The sequence below is a fragment of the Nonomuraea glycinis genome (assembly GCF_014646515.1).
In the GTDB taxonomy this organism is placed as follows: Bacteria; Actinomycetota; Actinomycetes; order Streptosporangiales; family Streptosporangiaceae; genus Nonomuraea; species Nonomuraea glycinis.
This window is the reverse complement of the sequence record NZ_BMNK01000003.1, coordinates 398,548-420,775: the sequence shown is the minus strand read 5'-3', so window position 1 is coordinate 420,775 and position 22,228 is coordinate 398,548. Positions and strand designations below refer to the sequence as shown.

At 68.6% G+C, this 22,228-nt stretch carries 23 protein-coding genes; 13 read left to right on the top strand and 10 right to left on the bottom strand.

What is annotated here, in order from left to right; all coding sequences use genetic code 11:
* Window positions 1–2: 2 nt before the first annotated feature.
* Window positions 3–1,820, bottom strand: coding sequence for a DNA helicase RecQ (recQ, locus tag IEY87_RS11505; RefSeq protein WP_189138537.1), 1,818 nt, complete (start codon window positions 1,818–1,820; stop codon window positions 3–5).
* A gap of 165 nt (window positions 1,821–1,985) precedes the next feature.
* On the opposite strand from recQ, the gene IEY87_RS11500 reads away from it, so the two are divergent.
* The 3 genes from IEY87_RS11500 to IEY87_RS11490 all read left to right on the top strand — a co-directional run bounded on the left by IEY87_RS11500 (window position 1,986) and on the right by IEY87_RS11490 (window position 3,539).
* Entirely contained in the window at window positions 1,986–2,744 is a 759-nt protein-coding gene (locus IEY87_RS11500) for an SDR family NAD(P)-dependent oxidoreductase (protein WP_189138536.1), read from the top strand.
* Window positions 2,745–2,772: 28 nt separating this feature from the next.
* Window positions 2,773–3,018: a type B 50S ribosomal protein L31 gene (locus IEY87_RS11495; RefSeq protein WP_189138535.1), complete on the top strand. Its 246-nt coding sequence runs from the start codon at window positions 2,773–2,775 to the stop codon at window positions 3,016–3,018.
* Between the two features lie 188 nt (window positions 3,019–3,206).
* Entirely contained in the window at window positions 3,207–3,539 is a 333-nt protein-coding gene (locus tag IEY87_RS11490; protein ID WP_189138534.1) for a DUF3040 domain-containing protein, read from the top strand.
* Here the strand turns inward: IEY87_RS11490 and IEY87_RS11485 are convergent.
* The 3 genes from IEY87_RS11485 to IEY87_RS11475 all read right to left on the bottom strand — a co-directional run bounded on the left by IEY87_RS11485 (window position 3,507) and on the right by IEY87_RS11475 (window position 5,331).
* Window positions 3,507–3,770 (bottom strand): DUF6343 family protein, encoded by a 264-nt coding sequence (locus IEY87_RS11485; protein WP_225276940.1) that lies wholly within the window; start codon window positions 3,768–3,770, stop codon window positions 3,507–3,509. The two genes, IEY87_RS11490 and IEY87_RS11485, sit on opposite strands and share 33 nt — an antisense overlap.
* Before the next feature lie 3 nt (window positions 3,771–3,773).
* Window positions 3,774–4,487: a maleylpyruvate isomerase family mycothiol-dependent enzyme gene (locus tag IEY87_RS11480; RefSeq protein ID WP_189138533.1), complete on the bottom strand. Its 714-nt coding sequence runs from the start codon at window positions 4,485–4,487 to the stop codon at window positions 3,774–3,776.
* A 97-nt stretch (window positions 4,488–4,584) separates the two neighbouring features.
* Window positions 4,585–5,331, bottom strand: a complete 747-nt coding sequence (locus tag IEY87_RS11475; RefSeq protein ID WP_189138532.1) for a hypothetical protein — start codon at window positions 5,329–5,331, stop codon at window positions 4,585–4,587.
* A 190-nt stretch (window positions 5,332–5,521) separates the two neighbouring features.
* Between IEY87_RS11475 and IEY87_RS11470 the strand changes: the two genes are divergently transcribed.
* Window positions 5,522–6,394 carry a sugar kinase gene (locus tag IEY87_RS11470; protein WP_189138531.1) on the top strand — a complete coding sequence of 291 codons (873 nt, stop codon included), beginning with the start codon at window positions 5,522–5,524 and terminating at the stop codon, window positions 6,392–6,394.
* Here IEY87_RS11470 and IEY87_RS11465 read toward each other — a convergent pair.
* Complete coding sequence (locus IEY87_RS11465) at window positions 6,391–9,654, bottom strand: discoidin domain-containing protein (RefSeq protein WP_225276939.1); 3,264 nt, start codon at window positions 9,652–9,654, stop codon at window positions 6,391–6,393. The genes IEY87_RS11470 and IEY87_RS11465 overlap by 4 nt on opposite strands.
* 241 nt (window positions 9,655–9,895) lie before the next feature.
* Between IEY87_RS11465 and IEY87_RS11460 the strand changes: the two genes are divergently transcribed.
* The 5 genes from IEY87_RS11460 (at window position 9,896) to IEY87_RS11440 (ending at window position 15,656) form a co-directional block, all read left to right on the top strand.
* On the top strand, window positions 9,896–10,888 hold the full coding sequence (locus IEY87_RS11460) for a LacI family DNA-binding transcriptional regulator (protein ID WP_189138529.1): 993 nt from the start codon (window positions 9,896–9,898) through the stop codon (window positions 10,886–10,888).
* Between the two features lie 94 nt (window positions 10,889–10,982).
* The gene (locus IEY87_RS11455; RefSeq protein ID WP_189138528.1) at window positions 10,983–12,326 is read left to right on the top strand and encodes an ABC transporter substrate-binding protein; all 1,344 of its coding nucleotides are present in this window, start codon (window positions 10,983–10,985) and stop codon (window positions 12,324–12,326) included.
* Window positions 12,327–12,331: 5 nt separating this feature from the next.
* Window positions 12,332–13,198, top strand: coding sequence for a carbohydrate ABC transporter permease (locus IEY87_RS11450; protein ID WP_189138527.1), 867 nt, complete (start codon window positions 12,332–12,334; stop codon window positions 13,196–13,198).
* Window positions 13,195–14,127: a carbohydrate ABC transporter permease gene (locus IEY87_RS11445; protein WP_189138526.1), complete on the top strand. Its 933-nt coding sequence runs from the start codon at window positions 13,195–13,197 to the stop codon at window positions 14,125–14,127. Before IEY87_RS11450 ends, IEY87_RS11445 begins: the two co-directional genes overlap by 4 nt.
* Before the next feature lie 2 nt (window positions 14,128–14,129).
* Entirely contained in the window at window positions 14,130–15,656 is a 1,527-nt protein-coding gene (locus tag IEY87_RS11440) for a glycoside hydrolase family 13 protein (RefSeq protein ID WP_189138525.1), read from the top strand.
* Between the two features lie 611 nt (window positions 15,657–16,267).
* Here IEY87_RS11440 and IEY87_RS11435 read toward each other — a convergent pair.
* Window positions 16,268–16,906 carry an HD domain-containing protein gene (locus IEY87_RS11435; RefSeq protein ID WP_189138524.1) on the bottom strand — a complete coding sequence of 213 codons (639 nt, stop codon included), beginning with the start codon at window positions 16,904–16,906 and terminating at the stop codon, window positions 16,268–16,270.
* Between the two features lie 247 nt (window positions 16,907–17,153).
* Between IEY87_RS11435 and IEY87_RS11430 the strand changes: the two genes are divergently transcribed.
* A complete protein-coding gene (locus IEY87_RS11430; RefSeq protein ID WP_189138523.1) occupies window positions 17,154–18,002 on the top strand; it encodes a phosphotransferase in 849 nt (282 codons plus the stop codon).
* A 52-nt stretch (window positions 18,003–18,054) separates the two neighbouring features.
* Window positions 18,055–19,044, top strand: a complete 990-nt coding sequence (locus IEY87_RS11425; protein ID WP_225276938.1) for a threonine ammonia-lyase — start codon at window positions 18,055–18,057, stop codon at window positions 19,042–19,044.
* A 76-nt stretch (window positions 19,045–19,120) separates the two neighbouring features.
* Here IEY87_RS11425 and IEY87_RS11420 read toward each other — a convergent pair whose 3' ends face one another.
* Together IEY87_RS11420 and IEY87_RS11415 are read right to left on the bottom strand one after the other, a co-directional pair.
* Window positions 19,121–19,498, bottom strand: a complete 378-nt coding sequence (locus IEY87_RS11420; protein ID WP_189138522.1) for a helix-turn-helix domain-containing protein — start codon at window positions 19,496–19,498, stop codon at window positions 19,121–19,123.
* Window positions 19,495–19,809: a hypothetical protein gene (locus IEY87_RS11415; RefSeq protein ID WP_225276937.1), complete on the bottom strand. Its 315-nt coding sequence runs from the start codon at window positions 19,807–19,809 to the stop codon at window positions 19,495–19,497. The genes IEY87_RS11420 and IEY87_RS11415 overlap by 4 nt, the downstream gene beginning before the upstream one ends.
* Before the next feature lie 140 nt (window positions 19,810–19,949).
* On the opposite strand from IEY87_RS11415, the gene IEY87_RS46625 reads away from it, so the two are divergent.
* Entirely contained in the window at window positions 19,950–20,078 is a 129-nt protein-coding gene (locus IEY87_RS46625; protein WP_263651311.1) for a hypothetical protein, read from the top strand.
* A gap of 36 nt (window positions 20,079–20,114) precedes the next feature.
* Here IEY87_RS46625 and IEY87_RS11405 read toward each other — a convergent pair whose 3' ends face one another.
* A complete protein-coding gene (locus IEY87_RS11405; RefSeq protein WP_189138521.1) occupies window positions 20,115–20,252 on the bottom strand; it encodes a hypothetical protein in 138 nt (45 codons plus the stop codon).
* Complete coding sequence (locus IEY87_RS11400) at window positions 20,243–21,244, bottom strand: magnesium and cobalt transport protein CorA (RefSeq protein ID WP_189138520.1); 1,002 nt, start codon at window positions 21,242–21,244, stop codon at window positions 20,243–20,245. The genes IEY87_RS11405 and IEY87_RS11400 overlap by 10 nt, the downstream gene beginning before the upstream one ends.
* Before the next feature lie 223 nt (window positions 21,245–21,467).
* Here IEY87_RS11400 and IEY87_RS11395 point away from each other — a divergent pair, with 223 nt between their 5' ends.
* Entirely contained in the window at window positions 21,468–22,199 is a 732-nt protein-coding gene (locus IEY87_RS11395; protein WP_189138519.1) for an alpha/beta fold hydrolase, read from the top strand.
* The last annotated feature ends 29 nt before the right edge of the window (window positions 22,200–22,228 follow it).

Genomic DNA, 22,228 nt, shown 5'->3' with positions numbered 1-22,228 from the left:
GGTCATGCGGCCTCGCCGGCCAGGGTCTCCAGCACCTGCTCGCCGTATTTGGCCAGCTTGTTCTCGCCCACGCCGTTGACCGTGCCCAGCTCGGTCAGCGAGGTCGGCGACAGAGTGGCGATCTCGCGCAGGGTGGCGTCGTGGAAGATGACGTAGGCAGGGACGCCCTGCTCCTTGGCGGTGGCGGCCCGCCAGGAGCGCAGGCGCTCGAACACCGGCGCCGCCTCCTCGGGCAGCTCGGCGGCGGCGGCCCGCGCCTTGCCCGCGGCGGGTCTGGCGGCGCGGGCGGGCCGTTTGGCGTCGCGGCGGAGCGGCACCTCCTGCTTGCCGCGCAGCACTTCGGCGCTGGCGTCGGTGAGGACGAGGGCGCCGTAGTCGGGCTCGACCGCCAGCAGGCCCTGGGCCAGCAGTTGCCGCACCACCCCGTGCCACTCGGAGTTGCCCAGCTCGGCGCCGACCCCGAACACGCTCAGCGAGTCATGGCCATGCTGGAGCACCTTGGCGGTGGTCTTGCCGAGCAGGATGTCGACGATCTGGCCGACGCCGAACTTCTGCCGCCGCTCGCGGGCCAGGCGCAGCACGGTCGAGAGCACCTTCTGCGCGGGCACCGTGCCGTCCCAGGACTCGGGGGGCGTCTGGCAGGTGTCGCAGTTGCCGCACGCCTCGGTGCCGCTCTGGCCGAAGTAGTCCAGCAGCATGACGCGGCGGCACGTCACCGTCTCGCAGAGCGCCAGCATCGCGTCGAGGTGGTGCGCCTGGCGGCGGCGGTGCTGGTCGTCGCCTTCGAGGCTCATCCGGCGGTGCTGCACGACGTCCTGCAGGCCGTAGGCCATCCAGGCGGTGGCGGGCAGCCCGTCACGCCCGGCCCGGCCGGTCTCCTGGTAGTAGCCCTCCAGGGACTTGGGCAGGTCGAGGTGGGCGACGAAGCGCACGTCGGGCTTGTCGATGCCCATGCCGAACGCGATCGTCGCCACCACGATCAGCCCTTCCTCACGCAGGAAGCGGGCCTGGTGGGCGGCGCGGGTGCGGGCGTCGAGACCCGCGTGGTAGGGGACCGCGGCGATGCCGTTGTCGACGAGGAACTCGGCGATCTTCTCGACGGAGGAGCGCGACAGGCAGTAGACGATGCCGGCCTCGTCGGGGTGCTCGGTGCGCAGGAAATCGAGGAGCTGGCGCTTGGGCTCGCTCTTGGTGGTGATCCGATAGTGGATGTTGGGGCGGTCGAAGCCGGCCACGAAGTGCCGGGCCTGCCCCAAGCCGAGCCGCTCGGAGATCTCGGCGTGCGTGGCGGGCGTGGCGGTTGCGGTCAGCGCGATGCGCGGCACCTCGGGCCAGAGCGCGGGCAGCTCCGACAGCGCGAGGTAGTCGGGACGGAAGTCGTGCCCCCACTGCGAGACGCAGTGCGCCTCGTCGATCGCGAACAGCGAGATCTCGCCCTTGGCCAGCAGTCGCACCGTGGCCTCGACCCGCAGCCGCTCGGGCGCGAGGTAGAGCAGGTCGAGCTCGCCCGCCAGGAACGCCGCCTCCACCCGCTGCCGCTCGCCGAAGTCCTGCGTCGAGTTGAGGAACCCCGCGCGCACGCCCAGCGCGGTGAGCGCGTCGACCTGGTCCTGCATCAGCGCGATCAGCGGCGAGACGACCACCCCGACCCCTGGCCGGACGAGGGCCGGGATCTGGTAGCACAGCGACTTGCCGCCGCCGGTGGGCATGAGCACGAGCGCATCGCCGCCCGAGACGACATGCTCGATGATCTCCTGCTGACCGGTCCGGAACGAGTCGTAGCCGAACACCCGGTGCAGGACCTCAAGGGAGGTATCCATGTGGCTACCTTACGTGTTCGGGGGTCGACGTTCGGCGAGGTTCGCCCACGGCGATCGTAGGCCACCCGCGAGAGTGCTCCGAGTCGGCGAGCGCCGCCATGCCTTACTCCCGAAACGGCCGGAAATGCCGTGATTATCGGCATATCGGGGGAATGGCGGACCGTTATGAGCCTGTCTTATGTGGTGACCGGTGGCGGACGAGGGATCGGGCGAGCCGTCGTGCAGCGGCTCCTGGGGGAGGAGGACACCGTGGTCGTCGTCGAACACGCCCCGGGTGCCCTCGACTGGGCCGGCCCCCGGGTCGTCCCCGTGATCGGGGACGCGGCCGACGAGGCCGTCGCCGCCCGCGCCGCCGACCTCGCCGAGGAGGCGGGCACGCTCTCGGGGTGGGTCAACAACGCCGCCGTCTTCGGGGACGCCTCCGTCCACTCCGCCCCGACCGCCGAGGTCCTCGCCCTGATCACGGCCAATCTCGGGCTGGCGGTCGTAGGCTGCGCCACCGCGGTGCGCCGCTATCTGGCCTCGGGTACGGCGGGGGCCATCGTGAACGTCACCTCGCACCAGGCGCGCCGGGCGGTCCCCGGCAGCCTGCCGTACTCGACGGCCAAGGCCGCCGTCGAGGGCCTGACCAGGGCACTTGCGGTCGAGTACGGCAGGAGCGGCATCCGGGTGAACGCGGTGGCGCCGGGCTCGGTGGCGACGGAGCGCTACGAGCGGTTCCTGGCCGGACAGGGGACGGAGGCGGCCGGGGTCGAGGCGGAGATGGCCCGGCTGCACCCACTGGGCCGGGTCGCCACCACGGCCGAGATCGCCGCCGCGGTGGCGTACCTGCTCTCGCCCGAGGCCTCGTTCGTGAGCGGTGTGACCCTGCCCGTCGACGGTGGTCGCTCTGTTCTGGGACTGGATCCCGAGGCTCGGGAATGAAAACCGTTGCCACCGGGTTGGAGGGGGCATGAAGAAGAACCTGCACCCGTCCTACCGGCCAGTCGTCTTCCGTGACCCCAGCGTCGGGTTCGCCATGCTCACCCGGTCCACCGTGGCCGGCGACAGGACCGTCGAGTGGACGGACGGCCGGACCTACCCCGTAGTCGACGTCGACGTCTCCTCCGCGAGCCACCCGTTCTACACCGGCCGCGGCCGCGTGCTGGACACCGCCGGGAGGGTCGAGCGCTTCAAGCAGCGCTACGGCACGATGTGACGCGCGTGAGCGCGCCGCCCCCGTCCCGCCCGGCCTGACCAACGCCGGAGCGGGCGGGGGCTTCGTCGTTCCTGCCCCAATCCAAGAGCATTGTGGACAGAAGAGCGTTCTGCGATGAAGAGTCCGCATGCGCCGGTTACTTGCGGGTACAAGGGCTTTACCGGCGTGGGAGCGATGGTGATCGCGCAATGAGTCTCTCTGGGAAGGAACGCCGCATCCTCGCTGAAATCGAGCAGGCTCTGGAGCAGGATGACCCCGAGCTCGCCCGGCGTGTCGCGGCGATCAACAAGATCGAGTCGGACGGCGTACCGGCTCAGCGCAAGGAGGACGACCTGCCGCGCGCCCGGGACGCGACCCCGATCCCCGGCGACGAGCCGATCAGGCGAGCCGAACCCGAGCGGCCGGCCGGCGAGCGGGGGTCCGGCGCGCGGCCCGGCCGGCGAGTCGGCCGTGTGTGGCTGATCGTGGCGATCGTGGCGCTGACCCTCCTACTGCTGGTGCTGGCCGTCGCGATGGCGTGAGCGGCGGTGCCTGAGCACCAGCAGGTCGACGGCGGCGATGATGGCCACCACGGCCGCGATCGCCGCTTCCCAGACCCAGACCTCCTCGCCGGTGCTCAGCGCCCGCGAGACGAAGAAGACGGCCGCCACGGTGGTGAGCACGAGCGCGGTCACGGAGAGGATCCTGCGGACGCGCACGGGGCTGCGCGCGGTCGCGGGCTCGGTGCCCTCGCGGTTACGTAGCCACATCATCGGTCAGGCCAGGCAGCGCAGGGCCGAGACCAGCCGCGGATCCAGTGGATGGCCTTCGGGCAGCCGGCCCACCGTAGCCTCGACGAACTCGGGCGGGGACAGGGAGGCGCTCACCCCGCCCGCGGACACCCAGATCTGCTCGGCCGTCTGCTCCACCTGCGCCTTGGACTCCCTCTCCGCCAGCGCGAACCGCCCCATCGCCGCCCGCCAGCGCGTACGGCCCTCGGCCTCCTCCTCGGCGACGGGGGCGGCCACGTCATCGGCGTGGGTGGCGTACTCGGAGTCGTAATGGAAGGCCTGCCTGCCCACCGGGTAGGGGCCGGCCATGGTCTCCAGCAGCGCGTCCGGGCCCAGCGCACGCATGCGGCGGCGGGTGTCGCCGTTCTTGGTACGCCACTCCCGCAGCACCTCGTCGACGGGTACGTCGCGGCGTTGCCGTACACACCACTCGTTGAAGTCGTTGTAGCCCCTGATGCCCTCACTCTCCATCAGGGAGAGCAGGTCCTGCAGCGTGCCGTCGAGGCACGCCTGGTTGTAGAGCTCCTCGCCCGCCAGGTGGCCGAGCACGTCGCGGACCGACCAGCCGGCGGCCCGGGAGGGGCGCCGCCAGCCGTCGGCGTCCAGGCCGGCGAAGAACCGGTCGAGCCTGGCCGCCTCGGCGTCGAAGATGTCGAACGGGTCGAACCGGTCGAGTTCGTGCAGCAGGTCGTCACCCATACGTGCGTCGCTACCCCCGAGGGGCCGCCTCTCACCGATGAGCCCCCGTACATGGCGAAGGCCCGGCCGAGACGGCCGGGCCCTCACTCAGAGTTGACTAGCGGCGGAACCGGATGACGCGCACGTACTCGCTGTCGCTGGACGTGCCTTCGGTCCTGAAGCTGCCCTTGTAGACGGCCTTGTAGCTGCCGCTCTTGAAGGGACGGGTCCTGGTGTCGAACTTGCCACGACGGTCGGTACGGTCGGAGTCGACCCACTTCCAGCCGCTGGAGCCGTTCGCACGGTAGAAGAGGGAGACCTCCGCGTTGCGAACGGTGTCCCAGCCCCTGCCGTCCTTGACCAGCAGGCGGCCGGAGAGGTAGACGGACCGGCCCTTGAAGACCCTGGACGGCGAGGCCTCGAAGCCGATGATCCGCGTGGCGGCCTTCGTCCGGCGCTTCTCGATGTCCACGGCGAAGAACGACGTGTCTGCGGCGACGCGCTTGCCGTCCTTGTCGAAGGCCACGGCGGTGGCGCGCCACTTGCCCTCGTAGTCGCGGGAGTCGAACGGCACCGAGAAGCGCCAGTCCTCCAGCGGCTTGACGTCCTTGGCCGCGAGCGCCCGCGGGCCGCGGGTGAGCGGCTCGACGCTGAGCTCGACCTTCTCGACGTCCGAGGACGCGTTGACCTTGAAGCTGGCGGTCGTCTCGCCGCCCCACTTGACCACCACCGGGTTCGGTGAGATGTCGACGATCTCGACCTCAGGGGCGGCCTTGGTCGTGGTGCTGGCGGTGGCGACGCCACCGGACATCAACATGGTTCCGCCGGCCAGGGCGGAGATGATTCCTACAGCGAGCTTACGCATGAGGGTGCTGATTCCTCTCCCCGTATTGCTTTGAAGTCGGCCCGGGACGGCCAACTTCCTCTACTACTTAGAGCCACAGTATGGGGAAAAGGTTGTCTAAAGTTGCGGGAAAAATCTGATCACAGCCGTCACCTGCACTGTCGCCAGGAAAAAATTTTGACGTGACCTTCACCGACTACAGTCTGTGCTCATGATCGACGTTTACACGCTGGGCGAGGCACTGGGTGTCGTGTCCAGCGGCCGGGTCCGGCACGAGCACGAGGCGCGGCTCGATGTCTGCGGGCCCGAGTTCACCCTCGCCGTCGCCTTGGCCAGGCTCGGCCACAGCTGCGCCTACCTGGGCAAAGTGGGTGCCGACGAGCTGGGCGCCCGGGTGCTGACGGTGCTGCGGGGCGAGGGCGTTGACGCCGCCGACGTGCGGGTGACGCAGGGTGGCCGGACCGGCCTGCTGCTGCGTGACACCCGGGTGGGTCTGAGCCCGCACGTCACCCATTTCCGGGCCGGCTCGGCCGGGTCGGGGCTGACGCCCGGGAACGTGCCGATCGACCGGATCGGGGCGTCGAAGATGCTGCACGTCTCCGGGGTCACGGCGGCGCTGGGCCGGGACGCGCTGGAGGCGGTGCGCGCGGCGGTGAGCGCGGCCAGGAACGCCGAGGTGATGATCTCCTTCGCCGTCGACTACCGCCCCGAGCTGTGGGCCTCGGTGCGCGAGGCGGAGGACGCGCTGACCGAGCTGGCCTGTGACTCCCATCTGCTCTTCGTTCATCAGGACGAGCTGGACCTGGTCAAGCCCGCGCTCACGCCCGAGCGCGAGGTCGTGGTGGACCGCGGCGCGAAGGGCGCGAGCGTACGGTCGGACCGCATGCGCTACGACGCGCCGGGCCCGCAGGTGCCGGTGGTGGACACCTCCGGCTCGGCGGAGGCGTTCGTGGCCGGATACATCAGCGCGGCCCTGGACGGGCTGACCCCGCCCGAGCGCCTGCACCGCGGGACGCTGCTGAGCGCCGCCGCGGTGACCAGCGCGAGCGACTGGCAGGGGCTGCCCACCAGGGCCGAGCTCTAGTTGACGGTGAGGGTGAAGGTCGACGTCGTGTTCTTGATGTTCCGCGCGTTGTCGGCGAACCTCAGGCCGGTGAAGGTGGCCGAGCCGATGGCCGGGCCCTGGCCGGTCTCGGGCATCTCGTTGACCCAGATGCCGAAGCCGGACTTGGCGTCGAAGACGTCACCGCTCTTGCGCGCCCCGCTGATGGAGACGTTGTCGAAGACGGTGTCCGTCACCGGGTTCAGCGGCTGCCCGTTGCGGTCGTAGCCCGTCTGGAACATGATCCCCGAGTACGTCGGGTCCACGATGTCCAGGCCGTTGATCCGGATGCCCTGGAACACCTTCGACGACGAGAACACCCACAGGGCGGGGAAGGTCTGCGCGCCCCAGAAGTGCCCGCCGGCCCTGACGAGGGAGATGTTCTCGAACCGGGTGGGCGGGCTGGCGCCGAAGCCGTGCATCGGGTACCCGAAGTCCAGCGAGCTGATCGTGATGCCGGAGTAGACCAGCGTGTCGGCGACGTAGATGTTCCTGAAGACGTTGTCGTAGCCGCCGTAGACGGCCACGCCCGCGGCCCGCCAGGTGAGCAGCGAGGTGAGGTTCTCGAAGACGTTGCCGTGCTGCTCGCCCTGGTTGTTGTCGGTGGCGGAGAACAGCGCGAAGCTGTCGTCACCGGTCGACCTGGTCTCGATGTCGGCGATCCGGTTGCCGGTGCTGCCGTTGGTGAGGTTGAGCCCGTCGGCGAAGACGTTCCGGATCCGCGAGTTCCTGATGACCATGTTGTCGGTGTTGGTGCCCCAGTACATGCAGACCTGATGCTCCACCCAGAGGTCCTCGATCGTGATGTTCGACACGTTGCTGAGGTCGAACACCTTGCCCGGCCCGTCGATGCGCGCGGTGTAGTTGCCGAAGTAGGCGAAGCTCGCGAACGTCGAGCCGTTGGCCGTCGCGTCCGCCCGGAACCCGAGGTCGGTGTTGGTCTGCCCGGCCGGCGCGTGGAAGCGGGTGTACCACGGCCCGGCGCCGACGACCTTGACGGCCTTGCCGTACACCTGGAACTTGTTCGCCGTCTGGTAGTCGCCCGGGGGCAGGTAGACGCCGGTGAGCGCGCTGTCCTGCCGGGCCCGGTCGAGCGCGTTCTGCACGTCCTGGTGGGTGAATCCGGCCGGTACGGCATAACGGGCCGGGTCCGGGTTGGCCAGCGGCGCGACCTGCTCGAAGTTGACGAAGTCGATCGTGTAGGTGGAGGTGTTGGCCGCGTCCTTCTGCAGCCTGATCCTGCTGCCCGCCGGGACGGTGGCGTTCAGCATGACGTTGGCCTCGTCGTAGATGTGCCGGGCCGGGCCGGAGGAGGGGTTGTTGTTCGGCTCCGCCTCCGGGCCGTACAGCCAGGCGTGGCGCGAGGTCAGGGCGATGGCCTTGTGGAAGGCGCCGTTGACGTAGACGTTCAGGGTGGAGTCGATGCCGCCGCCGCCCGGCGCGTCCGGCATGGAGAACCTGGTGACCAGCGTGTTCGTGCTGGCGCGGGTGGTGAACTCGACGTAGGAGCCGGTGCCGCCGAGCGTCACCGCGCGCCGCCCGGACGCCTCGCCCGCCAGGTCGCCGATGGTCCGGTTCGGGCCGACACGGGTGGCGCCGCCGCCGACCGCGGCGTCCTCGGCCTCGTACATGTCGTACGGCATGCTGGCGCCGCGGCCGACGAAGAGGGGATGCGTGCTGGTGTTGTTGTCCCGTTTGACCGGCAGTTCCTCCGGGTCGGCGGCGAGCACGACCTTGACCGTGTGCCGGCCGTCGGCGGCGGTCCAGGTGCCGAGGTTGACCGGGGCGCTGGTGGCGCCGGGGGCGAGCACGCCGCTGGTGGACCCGGTGAGGGTCCGTACGACGTCGCCGGCCGGGTTCGTCACGGTGAGCGTGATGCCGTGGGAGCCGCCGCCGCTGGCCCGGGTGCCCTGGTTCTTGACGGCCACCGAGAAGGTCACGGTGTCGCCGCGGGCGGGATTGCTCGGGGTCCAGGCCACCGGGGCGGCGACCAGGTCGGCGGTGTCGACCGGCCGCACGGTCAGGGTGCCGGTGGCGGTGTTGTTGGTCTCGTCCCGCTCGAAGACGTCCCCGTCCTCGTCGACCTTGGCGCTGATCGCGTAGCTGGCGGCGTCCTGGGTGCCGATGCCGGCGGAGACGGTGGCCGAGGCGCCGGGGGCCAGTGCGCCGACGTTCGCGCTGCCGGCCTTGTCGTCGCCCAGGTAGAAGGCGACGGAGGTGGCGGCCGAGGCGGCGGTGCCGGTGTTCCTGACCGTGGCCGACAGCTCGATCGCGTCGGTCTCGGTCGGTGCGGCCGGGGCCGAGGTCAGTCCGGTGACGGTCAGGTCCGGGTTGTCCGCCGGTTCGCCGAAGATCTGGAACTCGGCCACCTGCCCGCCCGGCGCGCCGGAGTTGGCGGTGATCCGCAGCCGCACGTCGGCGGCCGTGGCGGTGACCGGGATGGTCACGGCGTTCCCGGCGGCGGGGTCGAAGGTGTACGTGGCCTGCGGGACGAGGACGTCGAAGTCGCGTCCGCTCTGCTCACGGCCGAGCACCTGGATGGTCTGGGTGCGCCTGCCCCAGATGGGGGCCGGGTTCAGCTTGAGCACCACCGAGGTGAGGTCGGCGTTGGCGCCCAGCTTGACGGTCAGCGTGTTCGGGTAGGCGGCGCCTTCCCAGTAGGTGTCCAGGTCGTTGTCGTTGGCGTGGGCCGCCACGTAGGTGTGGGTGTGCGAGGAGGCGTCGATCTGCTTGCCGATCGCCAGGTTCGCCCCCGGTTCTGGATTCGTGCCGCGCTCGCCGTACACCTCGAACTCGGAGAGCTGGCCGGCGGGCCAGCCGGTGTTGGCGGTGAAGCGCAGCCGGACGTAGCGGGTGCTCGTGCTGACGGCGACGGTGGCGGTGGGGGCGAAGGTGTAGGTGGCCGACGCCTTGATGGTGGTGAAGCTCGCGCCGTCGGCGCTGCCCTCGACGGTCAGCGTCTGCGTCCTGCTGGGCCAGCCGGCGGGCAGTTCGAGGGTGAGGCCGTTGACGGTGGCGGTGGCGCCCAGGTCGACCTGGACCCATTGGGGGAAGGCGTTGTTAGGAGACTCCCAGTAGGTGGCCTGGTCGCCGTCGGTGACGTTGGCGGCCCGGTAGACGTCGGTGTGGCCGCTGGCGATGGCGGTCCGGCCCGCCGCGAGATTGGTGTCGGCCGCCGCCGCCGGGAGCGGGGCGACGAGGACGGAGATGACCAGGGTGAGGGCGGCTAAGAGTGCTCTCATGGGGGGTGGCCCTTCGGAAGAAGTGCGGTTGGGCGCACCATAAGATGTCCAGCAGACCTCAGCAATATTTCGACGGGATTGCGCAAACAATTGACTGACTGTGGCAATGGCCTGGCTGTCTCTGTCCCTGGTCAAGGTGGGTGGCAGTCCAAGGTGTACGCCTCCCGCCTCGTGCAAGGCGAGCCGTCGATTCAACGTAAGCGGTTGCAAGTGTTTGCGTATTCTGTCGTATAGTTTGCGCATGACGCGACGACTCGCAGACGTGGCCAAGAAGGTCGGGGTGAGCGAGGCGACCGTGAGCCGCGTGCTCAACGCCAAGCCGGGGGTGTCCGACGCCACCCGCGAGGCCGTGCTGACGGCGCTCGACGTGCTCGGCTACGAGCGCCCCACCCAGCTGCGCGGCGACCGCGCCCGCCTGGTCGGCCTGGTCCTGCCCGAGCTGCAGAACCCGATCTTCCCCGCCTTCGCCGAGGTGGTCGGCGGCGCCCTGGCCCAGCAGGGGTTCACCTCCGTGCTGTGCACCAGAACCGTCGGTGGCGTGTCCGAGGCCGACTACGTCGACCTGCTGCTGCAGCAGCAGGTCAGCGGCGTGGTCTTCGCCGGCGGCCTGTACGCCCAGGCCGACGCCGCGCACGGGCACTACGAGCTGCTGCACGAGCGCAAGCTGCCGACGGTGCTGGTCAACGCCGCCGTGGAGCGCCTGGAGTTCCCGCAGGTGTCGTGCGACGACGTGGTGGCCGCCGAGATGGCGCTGGGCCACCTCCGGGCGCTGGGCCACGAGCGCGTCGGCATGGTGCTGGGGCCCAAGGACCACATCCCGTCCCGGCGCAAGCTGGAGACCTTCCTGGCCGAGGGCGGTGACCCCGAGCTGGTCGAGCACACCATGTTCGCGCTCGAAGGCGGGCACGCCGCGGCGACCCGGCTGGTCAGGCGTGGCGTGACCGCGGTGATCTGCGCCAGCGACCTGCTCGCGCTCGGCACGGTCCGGGCCACCCGGCGCGCGGGGCTGACCGTGCCCGGCGACGTGTCGGTGATCGGCTTCGACGACTCCGCCCTGATGAACTGCACCGACCCGCCGCTGACCACGGTCCGCCAGCCGATCGACGCGATGGGCCGGGCCGCGGTCGACCTGCTGGTGGCCCAGATCGACAAGGCCGTGGTGTCGGCGGACGAGTTGCTCTTCGAGCCGGAGCTGGTCGTACGGGCCTCCACGGCGAGGGTTCGGGCTTCGTAACTCAGTCGTTATCTTGCAATAGGCCGTCGAAATCTTGCGGACTCTCGTTGGCGATCCTATGGTGTGGGCACCTCGCATCAGAAGGGCCAGATCAATGAAGAGAGCCACCGGACTCTTAGTCGTCACCGCGCTCGGCCTGTCCGCCTGTGGGTCGGGCGAGCCGGCCACGCCCACGGCCGGTGCCGCCGAGCAGGTGACGATCACGGTCGCCTGTCAGCCCGCCAAGTCGGCGCCCAAGGAGCGCCAGGCGTGGGACGACGACGTGGCCACCTTCATGAAGGCGCACCCCGGCGTGACCGTGAAGAGCACCGACCAGCAGCCGTGCTTCGATCCCAAGACGTTCGGGCCGAAGCTGGCCGGCGGCCAGATGGAGACCGTCTTCGTGGTGCCCGTCACCAACTACGACGACGTGATCGGCAAGAGCCAGGCCCTGGACATCTCGGCGTACACCAGCGAGATCAAGAACTGGAACGACCTGCGCACCGACGTGCGCGAGCTGGTCACCAAGGACGGCAAGACCTACGGCGTGCCCAACGTGCACTACGGCGTCGGCCTGGTCTACAACCGCAAGCTCTTCACCGACGCCGGCCTCGACCCGAACACGCCCCCCACGACCTGGGCCGAGGTCCGTGAGGCCGCCAAGAAGATCGCCGGGCTCGGCTCCGGCCATGTCGGCTACGGCGAGTACTCCGGCGGCAACACCGGCGGCTGGCACTTCACCCAGGCCATCTACGGCCGCGGCGGCAACATCCTGACCCCCGACAACAAGCAGGCCGCCTTCAACTCGCCCGAGGGCAAGGCCGTCCTGCAGACCCTGCACGACATGCGCTGGACCGACGACAGCATGGGCAACAAGCTCCTGGTCGGCTGGGAGTCGCTGATGATGGCGATGGGCAGCGGCAAGGTCGGCATGATGCTCGGCGCCCCCGACGTGGTCACCGACGTGGTCAACAAGTTCAAGGGCAACGTCGCCGACTACGGCATCACCGGCTTCCCCGAGGCCAAGGCGTCGCTCAGCGGCGGCGAGGCGTTCATGGTCAACCCGAAGGCGACGCCCGCCGAGGCCAAGGCCGGGCTGCAGTGGATCGACTTCCGCTTCAACACCGTCGGCAAGGGCCGCTTCGACTTCGCCCGCGGCAAGACCATCGGCAACCCCGTGGGCGTGCCCGACAACGACGTCTACGGCGACTCGGCCACCGGCAAGGCCCTCCAGGCCGACCGCAAGACCAACGCCACCCTCCCGGTCGAGAACTACGAGCCGTACGTCCAGGCCGCCGCCACCATCCCGCCGAAGGCCGAGCCGCCGCACGCCCAGGAGCTCTACGCGATCCTCGACGTGGCCATGTCGGGCGTGCTCAGCCGTAAGGACGCCGACCTCGACAAGCTGCTCGCCGACGCCGAGACCAAGGCGAACGCCGTGCTGGCCGCCAAGGGCTGACCTGTATGCCGGTTCTGAGGCGCAATCTGACGGCCTACGGGTTCCTGTGCGCGGCGCTGCTCTGCTTCGCGGTGTTCGCCTGGTACCCGATGGCCAGGGAGTTCATCCTGAGCTTCCAGTCGACCAACCTGATCGACCCGCCCACCTGGGTGGGGCTGGACAACTTCAGCTACGCCGTCAGCGATCCGGCCTTCGCCGACGCCTGGCTGGCCACGCTGCAGTTCACGTTCCTCGCGCTGGCCTGCGGCTACGTCGTGCCGTTCGTCGTCGCCGTCGTGCTCAACGAGTTGCGCCACGCCCGGGCCTACCTCAGGTTCGTGGTCTACCTGCCGGTCATGCTGCCGCCGATCGTCGCGGTGCTGCTGTTCAGGTGGTTCTTCGATCCGGGGCCCGGGCTGTTCAACCAGGTTCTGGGCTTCTTCCAGCTGCCCGGCCTGGCCTGGCTCGACTCCCCGACCACCGCCCTGATCTCCCTGGTCATCGTCTCGACCTGGATGAACATGGGCAGCGCCACGCTCATCTACCTCGCCGCCCTGCAGAACATCCCGTCAGAGCTGTACGAGGCGGCCGAGCTGGACGGGGCCGGTATCTGGAAACGGATCAGGCACGTCACGATCCCGCAGACCCGGCTCATCCTGCTCCTCATGCTGATGCTCCAGATCGTCGCCACCATGCAGGTCTTCATCGAGCCGTACATGCTCACCGGCGGCGGCCCGGAGAACTCCACCGTCACCGTCGCCTACCTGCTGTTCCAGTACGCGTTCACCTACCAGAACTACGGCTCCGCCGGCGCCCTCGGCATGATGCTCATGATCGTGCTGCTCGCCTTCGCCGCCTTCCAGCTCCGGCTCACCCGGGAGGACAAGACATGATCTCCGTCGGCGCCCGGGCCGGCACCCGGCGCGGCAGGGCCAGGCGAAGGCGTGGCAGACCGATCGAGTCCCAGTTCCGTACGATCATCTCCCCGCTCCAGCTCAACAGCCGGTGGGGCAGGCGGATCTACTGGGCCGTGCTGGTCACGATCGTGGTGAGTTTCACCCTGATCTTCCTCTTCCCGCTCTACTGGATGATCACCGGCGCCATGAAGACGGGCGAGGAGATCGCCCAGATGCCGCCGACCCTCTTCCCGGCCGAGCCCACCCTGGACTCCTACGTCGAGGCGTGGGACCTGTTCGACCTCGGCACCCTGCTGTGGAACACCGCCTACTACTCCTTCGGCGGGTGGCTGTTCTGCATGGCGGTGGACGTGTCGGCGGCGTACGCGCTGTCGAGGCTGCGGCCGATGTTCGGCGGCGTCATCCTCGGCGCGATGCTGGCCACCCTGATGATCCCGGCCATGGTCGTGCTGATCCCGCTCTACGTCACGGTGGTGGACCTGGGATTGTTGAACAATCCGTGGGGGCTGTGGTTCCCCGCGGCGGCCAACGGGTTCAACATCTTCCTGCTCAAGCGCTTCTTCGACTCGATCCCCAGGGAGCTGATCGAGGCGGCGCAGATCGACGGCGCCGGCCCGCTACGGGTGCTCTGGTCGGTGGTGCTGCCGATCTCCCGGCCGATCCTCGGCGTGGTGTCCATCTTCACCATCGTCACCTCCTTCAAGGACTTCGTCTGGCCGCTGCTGGTCATGACCGACAGCGACAAGATGACGCTCAGCGTCGGCCTGTCGCAGACCGCGGGCATGGTCTCGCAGAACGCCATCATGGGCGGCCTGGTCGTCGCGAGCGTCCCGACGATCATCGTCTTCTTCATCTTCCAACGTCACATCATGGCGGGCCTGACCGCCGGATCCATCAAAGGATGAGCATGCCGAACACGTGGTGGCGGGGGGCCGCGATCTACCAGGTCTACCTGCGCAGTTTCGCCGACGGCAACGGCGACGGTGTCGGCGACCTGGCCGGGCTCCGATCCCGCCTGCCGTACCTGAAAGACCTCGGCGCCGACGCCATCTGGCTGAACCCGTGGTATCCGTCACCGATGGCCGACGGCGGCTACGACGTGGCCGACTACCGCGACATCGAGCCGGTCTTCGGCACCCTCGCCGAGGCGGAGGCGTTCATCACCGAGGCGCACGAGCTGGACATCAAGGTCATCATCGACGTGGTGCCGAACCACAGCTCCACCGCCAGCGCCTGGTTCCAGGAAGCCCTGACCGACCCGTCGACCAGGGACCGCTTCTGGTTCCGCGACGAGCCGAACGACTGGCGGTCCATCTTCGGCGGCCCCGCCTGGACCCAGGTGCCGGACGGCCAGTGGTACCTGCACCTGTTCGCTCCCGAACAGCCGGACTTCAACTGGGACAACCCGGAGGTGCACGCCGAGTTCGAGGACGTGCTCCGCTTCTGGTTCGATCGCGGCGTCGACGGCGTCCGCATCGACTCGGCGGCCCTGCTGCTCAAGTCGGACACCGCCTACGAGGACCTCGACGGGGTGCACGACGTCTACCGCCGCTGGCGGCAGGTCTCCGACTCCTACGACGAGCGCGTCCTGATCGGCGAGCTGTGGCTGCCCGATCAGGAACGCTTCGCCCGCTACCTGCGCCCCGACGAGCTGCACACCGCCTTCAACTTCGACTTCCTGTCCTGCCCCTGGGACCCCGCGGAGCTGCGCCGGGTCATCGACCTCACCCTCGCCACCCACGCCCCCGTCGGCGCCCCGCCGACGTGGGTGCTGTCCAACCACGACGTCACCCGCCCCGTGACCAGGTACGGCCGCGCCGACACCAGCTTCGCCCACGGCGGCGCCCTGCACGGCACCCCCTCCGACGCCGAGCTCGGCTACCGCCGCGCCCGCGCCGCCGCCCTGCTGGCCATGGCCCTGCCCGGCGGCCTGTACGTCTACCAGGGCGAGGAGCTCGGCCTGCCCGAGGTCGAGTACCTGCCGGACGAGCTGCGCCAGGACCCGATGTACGCCCGCTCCGGCGGCACCAACCCCGGCCGGGACGGCTGCCGGGTGCCGCTGCCCTGGTCGGGCGACGAACCCCCGTTCGGCTTCGGCCCCGGCCGCACGGAGCCGTGGCTGCCCCAGCCGGAGAGCTGGCGCAAACTCTCGGCCGAAGCTCAGCTCCCCGACCTCGACTCCATGCTCAACCTCTACCGCACCGGCCTGCGCCTGCGCCGCTCGTACCTGGGTGACGGGACCCTGAGCTGGCTCCCGTACTCCCCGGCTGTCCTGGCCTTCACCCGAGACTCCGGCCTCACCTGCGTTACCAACCTGGGCACGGAGGTCGTACCACTGCCAGCGGGAGAGATCCTGCTGACCAGCGGACCCCTGGAGGACGGCGCCCTACCCCCCGACACCACCGCCTGGCTGGCCCCACATCCGGCGAGTTAACGGCATAGGCCTCGCTTGAGCGCGCTTCGCGCGTTACGAACTCGGGCCGCGCTGTGCGGGGGAGCCGAGCTCCCCCGCACCCCCTCGCCGGTGGCCTCCGGCCCCCGGACCCCCGCGAGTGGGGCAAATTCCGCAGGGGACGGCGTCGCGCTCCGCGGGACGCTATGCGGGGAAGGAAGTGAAGGAGCTGTCGATCAGCGATCGCGGATCTTCCACATCGCGCCAGGGCACACGCCAGGGCCATATTCATAGTTATTGTTCGCTTCACTCGAAGCTGAAAGAACGATTTGGTGGTCGGGATTCGTACAGCGTGAGGGGTGAACCCCTACCGACGTGCCCCCACCTGGCGTAAGAGTCGCCAAAGGGACAGGGTTGGTTTTCCAGCGTAACGTCAGCGTCTCCCCCGTCTCGTTGACCACATGAAACAATTCCTTGTCCCCGGGAGTGGAGCAGCTTACGAGTGTTACCAGGGCAGCGCCTGTAGCCAGTGCATGGGACCACGACAGTGGAATCATTCTCATGAACGACCTCCGACGGCTCCCGTGATCTTATCGGGCGGGAGTCTCTGTTCAATAACCGGTCGACGCCGGATGCCACGCCACCATGGACTGTTAGCTCGGCCATGGTGAGCCGATGATGCGTTCGACTGTCTTCGTGCGCTGGAAGTCCGGGATGAAGTGTTCGAGCACGTCGGAGTTCACGGTGCCGTTCGTGGTTTCGGGGCGGTTCTTGAGCCCGTCGACGTAGGTGCGCAGGAACTCGTTCTTGAAGTCCCCCCGTGGGTGGACGGCGAGGATTTCGTCCACCTGATCGTGGTCCAGGCCGTCCCAGCCCAAGCCGAGCAGGTCGGTCAGGACGCCGAGGTGGGTGGTCGCGATCTCCGGGGCCATCCGGCCGGGGATGCCCGGCGTGGTGTGCAGGGCGATCGCCGTCCAGACGGTATCGGCGGCGGCCGGCGAGAAACCCCGGTCCAGGAGGAACTTACGCGCGTGGTCGGCGCCGTCCACTTCGAAGCGCTGCTCGACATCGGAAAAGGGAGTCAGCAGGCCGGTGTCGTGGAACATGGCCGCCAGGTAGAGCAGCTCCGGGTCCGGTTTCACGCTCAGCCTGTGTGCGTGGATGAGGCCGAAGAAGAAGACCCGCCGGGAGTGGTGGTAGATGAGAGGGCTGGTCGTCTCCTGGGTGAGCCTGGTCGCTTCAGCGACCGCCGCTGTCTCAGGAATCTCCAGCCCCGCGATGATCTCGGGCATGACCTTTGACCTTCCAGGAAGTGTGCCGACCGTGGACGCCTGCCGGATTTTGAACCATGTGTCCGACTTCATGCTGCCTGCCGATCGGCGGGCGGTACCGCCTTCGTCCGGCCAGTAATCGCCCATATTCGGACAGGATGCACCGTAGCGACTGGTGGATTGGCACGTGTGCCACCCGAATCTCGGTAGACATTGAGGACGTCGTTGTGGTCCCTGGACGTGTACTCAACGATCAAAGGAGAACGGTATGGAGACATCGGACACCCGGCGCGCGGTCGAGACCGCGGGGGCGGCTGCTTCTGCGCTGGGCCTTGAGGTCGACGATGCGGTCGTCATCCACGACTCGGACCGCATCGCGATGCGCCTGGTCCCTTGCGATGTTCTCGTTCGGGTCGCACCCTCGGCGCATCGAGCCGACTTCGCGTTCGAAGTCGAGGTCGCTCGCCGTCTCGCCGAAGTCGACGGCCCGGTGGCTGAGCTTGATCCTCGGGTCGACCCCCGAGTCCACCTGCGTGATGACTTCGTCCTCTCGTTCTGGACCTACTACGAACCGGTGGGGGCGGAGATCGCACCCGCCGACTACGCGGACGCGCTCATGCGGCACCATGCCGCCCTGCGCAAGGTCGATCTGAAGGCGCCGCACGTCACCGAGCGCATCGCCGGCGCGCTGAGCGAGGTGAGCGACCGGGAGCAGACGCCGGAGCTGTCCGGCCCCGACCGGGAGCTCCTCAGCAGCACACTCAGGAGCGTGAGCGCCGCGATCAGCGGCGGGGAGGCCGGCGAGCAGTTGCTGCACGGCGAGCCGCATCCGGGCAACCTGCTCAACACGAGGAGAGGGCCGCTCTTCGTGGACCTCGCGACGTGCTGCGTTGGGCCGATCGAGTTCGACCTCGCCCACGCCCCCGAAGACGTCGACGAGCACTATCCGGAGGCCGACCACGATCTGATCCACCAGTGCCGCGCGGTGATGTGGGCGTTGTTCTCGACCTGGCGCTGGCGCCGGGACGACCAGTTTCCCGACAGGCACCACTGGCGAGCGGAGGGACTCAACCGGGTTCGAGTCGCACTCGACCGCCGCGGACCGGACCGGGCTTGACCTCTCGGCCCGACGCGCCGGGTGGAGGTTCGGCGGGTTGGCACTGTGAGTGATGAAATTTGGGGCTATGGACCCGTTCGTGCTCAACACGCGCCTGAACCTTGACCGGATCCGCGCGGCTCGCCAGGTGATCGACCCGAGTTTCCTGGACACCCCGCTGTACGAGTGCGACGCGCTGGCCGGCCACCTTGGCTGCACGGTGAGCATCAAGCTGGAGACGGCGAACCCGGTCCGCAGCTTCAAGGGCCGGGGCACCGAACTGGTCGCGAGCCTGCTGGCCGACCAGGGCCGGTCAGCCGTGGTGTGCGCGAGCGCCGGCAACCTCGGCCAGGCGCTCGCCTGGTCGGGTCGCCGCCGTGGCCTCGACGTGACGGTCGTGGCCTCGCGCCGGGCGCCCACGGCCAAACTCGATCGCATCCGCGCCCTGGGCGCGGAGCTGGAGCTGGTGGAAGGCGACTTCGACACGGCCCGCGAGCAGGCGGCGACCATCGCGCGACAGCGCGGCATCCGCTTGGTCGAGGACAGCCTGGACATCGAGACCTGCGAGGGCGCCGCGACCATCGGCCTGGAGTTGGCGACCGGTACGCCCACCTTCGACACCGTCCTGATCGCCTTGGGCGGCGGCGCCATGGCCACCGGCGTGGGCCACGTCCTGAAGACCTTGCTGCCGGCGGTCGAGGTGATCTGCGTACAGCCCCTCGGCGCACCCGCGATGACCCGCTCCTGGCACGAGCGCCGGGTCATCACCACCGATTCCACCGACACCATCGCCGACGGCGTCGCCGGCCGCCACCCCATCCCCGCGGTCCTGGACGACCTCCTCCAGGTGGCCGACGACGCCGTCCTGGTCCAGGAGACGTCGATCATCGCGGGCATGCGGATGCTCCTAGAACACGCGGGGCTCGTCGTCGAACCCTCGGCGGCCCTCGGCGTCGCCGCCGTTCTGGAGGACCCTGATCGGTTCGCCGGACGCCACGTGGCCACCATCCTCTGCGGCAGCAACGTCGACCTGGACGCCTACCACCGCTGGGTCCGCAGGTAGGTCACCGGAGCCGACCAGGACTACCGGAGTCCGCCACGAGTTCGGCCCGGACATCGCTCTACTTGGAAAGGACGAATCAGGCTGATCGCCGTTCAGAGGAAGTGTTGCCCAGCTGTGCCAGGTCAAGTTCGATGCGGCGACCATGGACGGTCACGACGATGCTGGCACTTTCGGCTCCCGTCGCCGTGAGGTAGTCGAACAGGGTGGACAACAGCATGTCGTTGCGGTTCTCCAGCCGAGATACCACGCCCTGTCCCACGCCGAGTTTCTTGGCCACCTCGGCTTGGGTCATCTGTCCGGCCTTGCGGATCATCGCCAGGTTCATGGCGTGGACACGGTCCATCTCCTCGGCCGCCTTGTGCGCCACGGCAACGTCTGCGGCAAGGTCGGGATCGGCGAGCAGCCGATCCAGGTGCTCATTGCCACGGACGAAGGTTGTCTCAGGCTTGGTCATGGCTTCTCCTCAAACGCAGTCTCCCGCTTCCACTGATCGATCAGTCCATCGGCACGTGTGGCCACGCTGTCGTAGAACAGATCTCCCAGTTTCGCCTTGTCTCCGGCAAACAGCGCCACGACGGCCTTCCCCGTGTTCGGTGGAAACCAGCAGATCAATCGCACTGCCACCTCCGGGTGGTAGGCGTGCGACACCCGCCAAAGTTGATGGCGGCGCGACTGACGAACCCACCGCAACGTGGCCGTTTCCTCCTCAGGGGTTGGCGGCTCGGTCAAATGCCGAAGCTGATCCAAGGCACGGGCCGTGAACACCAGCAGCAGCTTGGATCGCTGGTCGCCTGCTCCGGCTTCTGCTTCGAGCCGGTCAAGCCACGTGCCGAATTTCGGCCGGCCAATCGATGTCCACAGACTTCATTATGTCATTGAAGCCATATGCCTTTCAAGTCATATCGATGTCATGGCCCCTCGGCGTCGCCGCCGTTCTGGAGGACCCTGATCGGTTCGCCGGCCGCCACGTGGCCACCATCCTCTGCGGCAGCAACGTCGACCTGGACGCCTACCACCGCTGGGTCCGCAGGTAGGTCTGCCAGGATCCGGCACATGTCTGTCCATCGCGGTTACGGAAGAGGGCCCGAGCCATGGGGGTCGAGCAGGATGACGAGCGTCAGCAGGGCGATCCAGACGATGACCGCGGCGAGCAGGAGCCTTCCGGCGGAAGGCCGGTAACGGAAGAAGCGGGGGGTTCTCACAGCCATCCGCTCTTGCGCAGCAGTCGGTGGACGATGAGCGCGGCCACGACCATGACGCCCAGGCTGAAGGGGTAGCCGAGCAGCCAGTGCAGTTCGGGCATGTAATCGAAGTTCATCCCGTAGATTCCGGCGATCATGGTGGGTACGGCGACGAGGGCCGCCCACGAGGAGATCTTGCGCATGTCGGCGTTCTGCTGCATGGCCGCTGCGCTCTGCTCGCGGCCCACCAGGGCAAGGTGGGCGTTCAGGACGCTGGTGAGCAGTTCGTTGTACTCGTCGATCCGGGCGTCCACGCGCAGCAGGTGGTCCAGGACGTCGCGGAACTGCTCCCGGTTGGCCGTGCACAACTCGACCCGCCCTCTGACGATCTCCTCCAACACCGGGATCAACGGATCCTGGGCGGTGCGGAACTCCAGCACCTCCCGTTTGAGCGAGTAGATGTCAGCGGTGACGTCAGTGTGTTCGCCGCTGAAGACGCGATGCTCCAGGGCGATGAGATCGCCTTCGATCTCGTGGGAGACGCGCGAGTAGGTGTCGACGACCTCGTCGCAGATCGCGTACAGCACCCCCGCCGGGCCGGCGGCCAAGAGGCCGGCGTCGGACTCGATGCGGCGGCGCACCCCGCCCAGCGGGTTGGCCTGGCCGTGGCGGACGCTGATGACGAAGTCACGGCCCAGGAACAGGTTGATCTCGCCGACCTCGATGTCGGAGGTCTCCTCCATGTAAAGCAGCGGCTTGAGCACGATGAACAGGGTGTCGCCGTAACGCTCCAGCTTGGGCCGCTGATGGGCATGGATGGCGTCCTCCACCGCCAGCGGGTGCAGGCTCACCTCGCCGGTGATGAGGTCGAACTCCTCCTGTGTCGGCTCGTGCAGGCCGATCCACAGAAAGCAGTCGCCCCGGCCACGGGCGTCGGTGACCGCGTCACTGATGTCGCCGCTGATGGTCTGGCGCACGCCATCGCAGTAGATCGCCTTGTTCACAATCACGTCCGGCATTCTCGCGTAACCAAAAGGCTCCACACACCCGCAACCGGGGCAAAACAGGGCCCGGCCCGCATCCTCGACGCCGATCCGTACTACCGCACGCCGGGCGTGGAGGTGGCAGGCGTCCGGGAGCGGGCACCGGCGGTCGGACCGACGCGCTGACTGGGCTGTTCGGCCGTGAGATCCCACGGAACGGAGTGATGGCCAGGTCCTTGCCGATGAGAGGATCTAGGGCATGTATGTCCTGGAGGCCGGAGACGTACACGCTCCCGCTCTTGTGTTGCTGCATGGTGGTGGCGTTGCGGGGTGGATGTGGCGTCCGGTGCTGGAGCGGCTCGGAACGACGGCTCATGTGATCGTTCCTGACCTTCCTGGCCATGGCCGCAGTGCGGGCGAAGCGTATCGATCGCATGAGGAGACCGTTCAAGCTGTGGCGCGAGTGCTGGAGGAGCGCGCGCCGCACGGCGCGATGGTCGCCGGGTTCTCGTTGGGTGCGCAGCTCGCGATACTCCTCGCCGCGACACGGCCCGATCTGGTCACCGATGCCGTGATCGTGAGCGCGCAGGCCGAGCCTCTTCGGTTCCCGCGCGCGACCCTGGGGCTCCTCGCCGCGACCGCACCGCTCGCCCGGCAACGGTGGTTCGCGAGGCTTCAGGCGAAGGAGTTGTTCATCCCGGAGGAGCTTCTGGCCGACTACCTTCGCGACAGCGCTCGTATGAGCCGTGCGACTCTTCTCGCCTCCGTCGGCGAGAACGTCCGCTTCACCATCCCCGCCGGCTGGGCCGACTTCAAGAACCCGGCGCTGGTGATGGTGGGGGATCGGGAACGGAAGCTGATGCGTGATTCCGCCCGCGCCATCCACGGCTCTCTTCCGGGCAGCCGGCTGATCTCCGTGCCGGACTGCGGCCATGGCATCCCCCTGCAGCGCCCGGATCTGTTCGCCCAGATCCTGGCCGACAGATGGTGAGCAGTCCGATGCGGTCGTAGTCCGCGGAC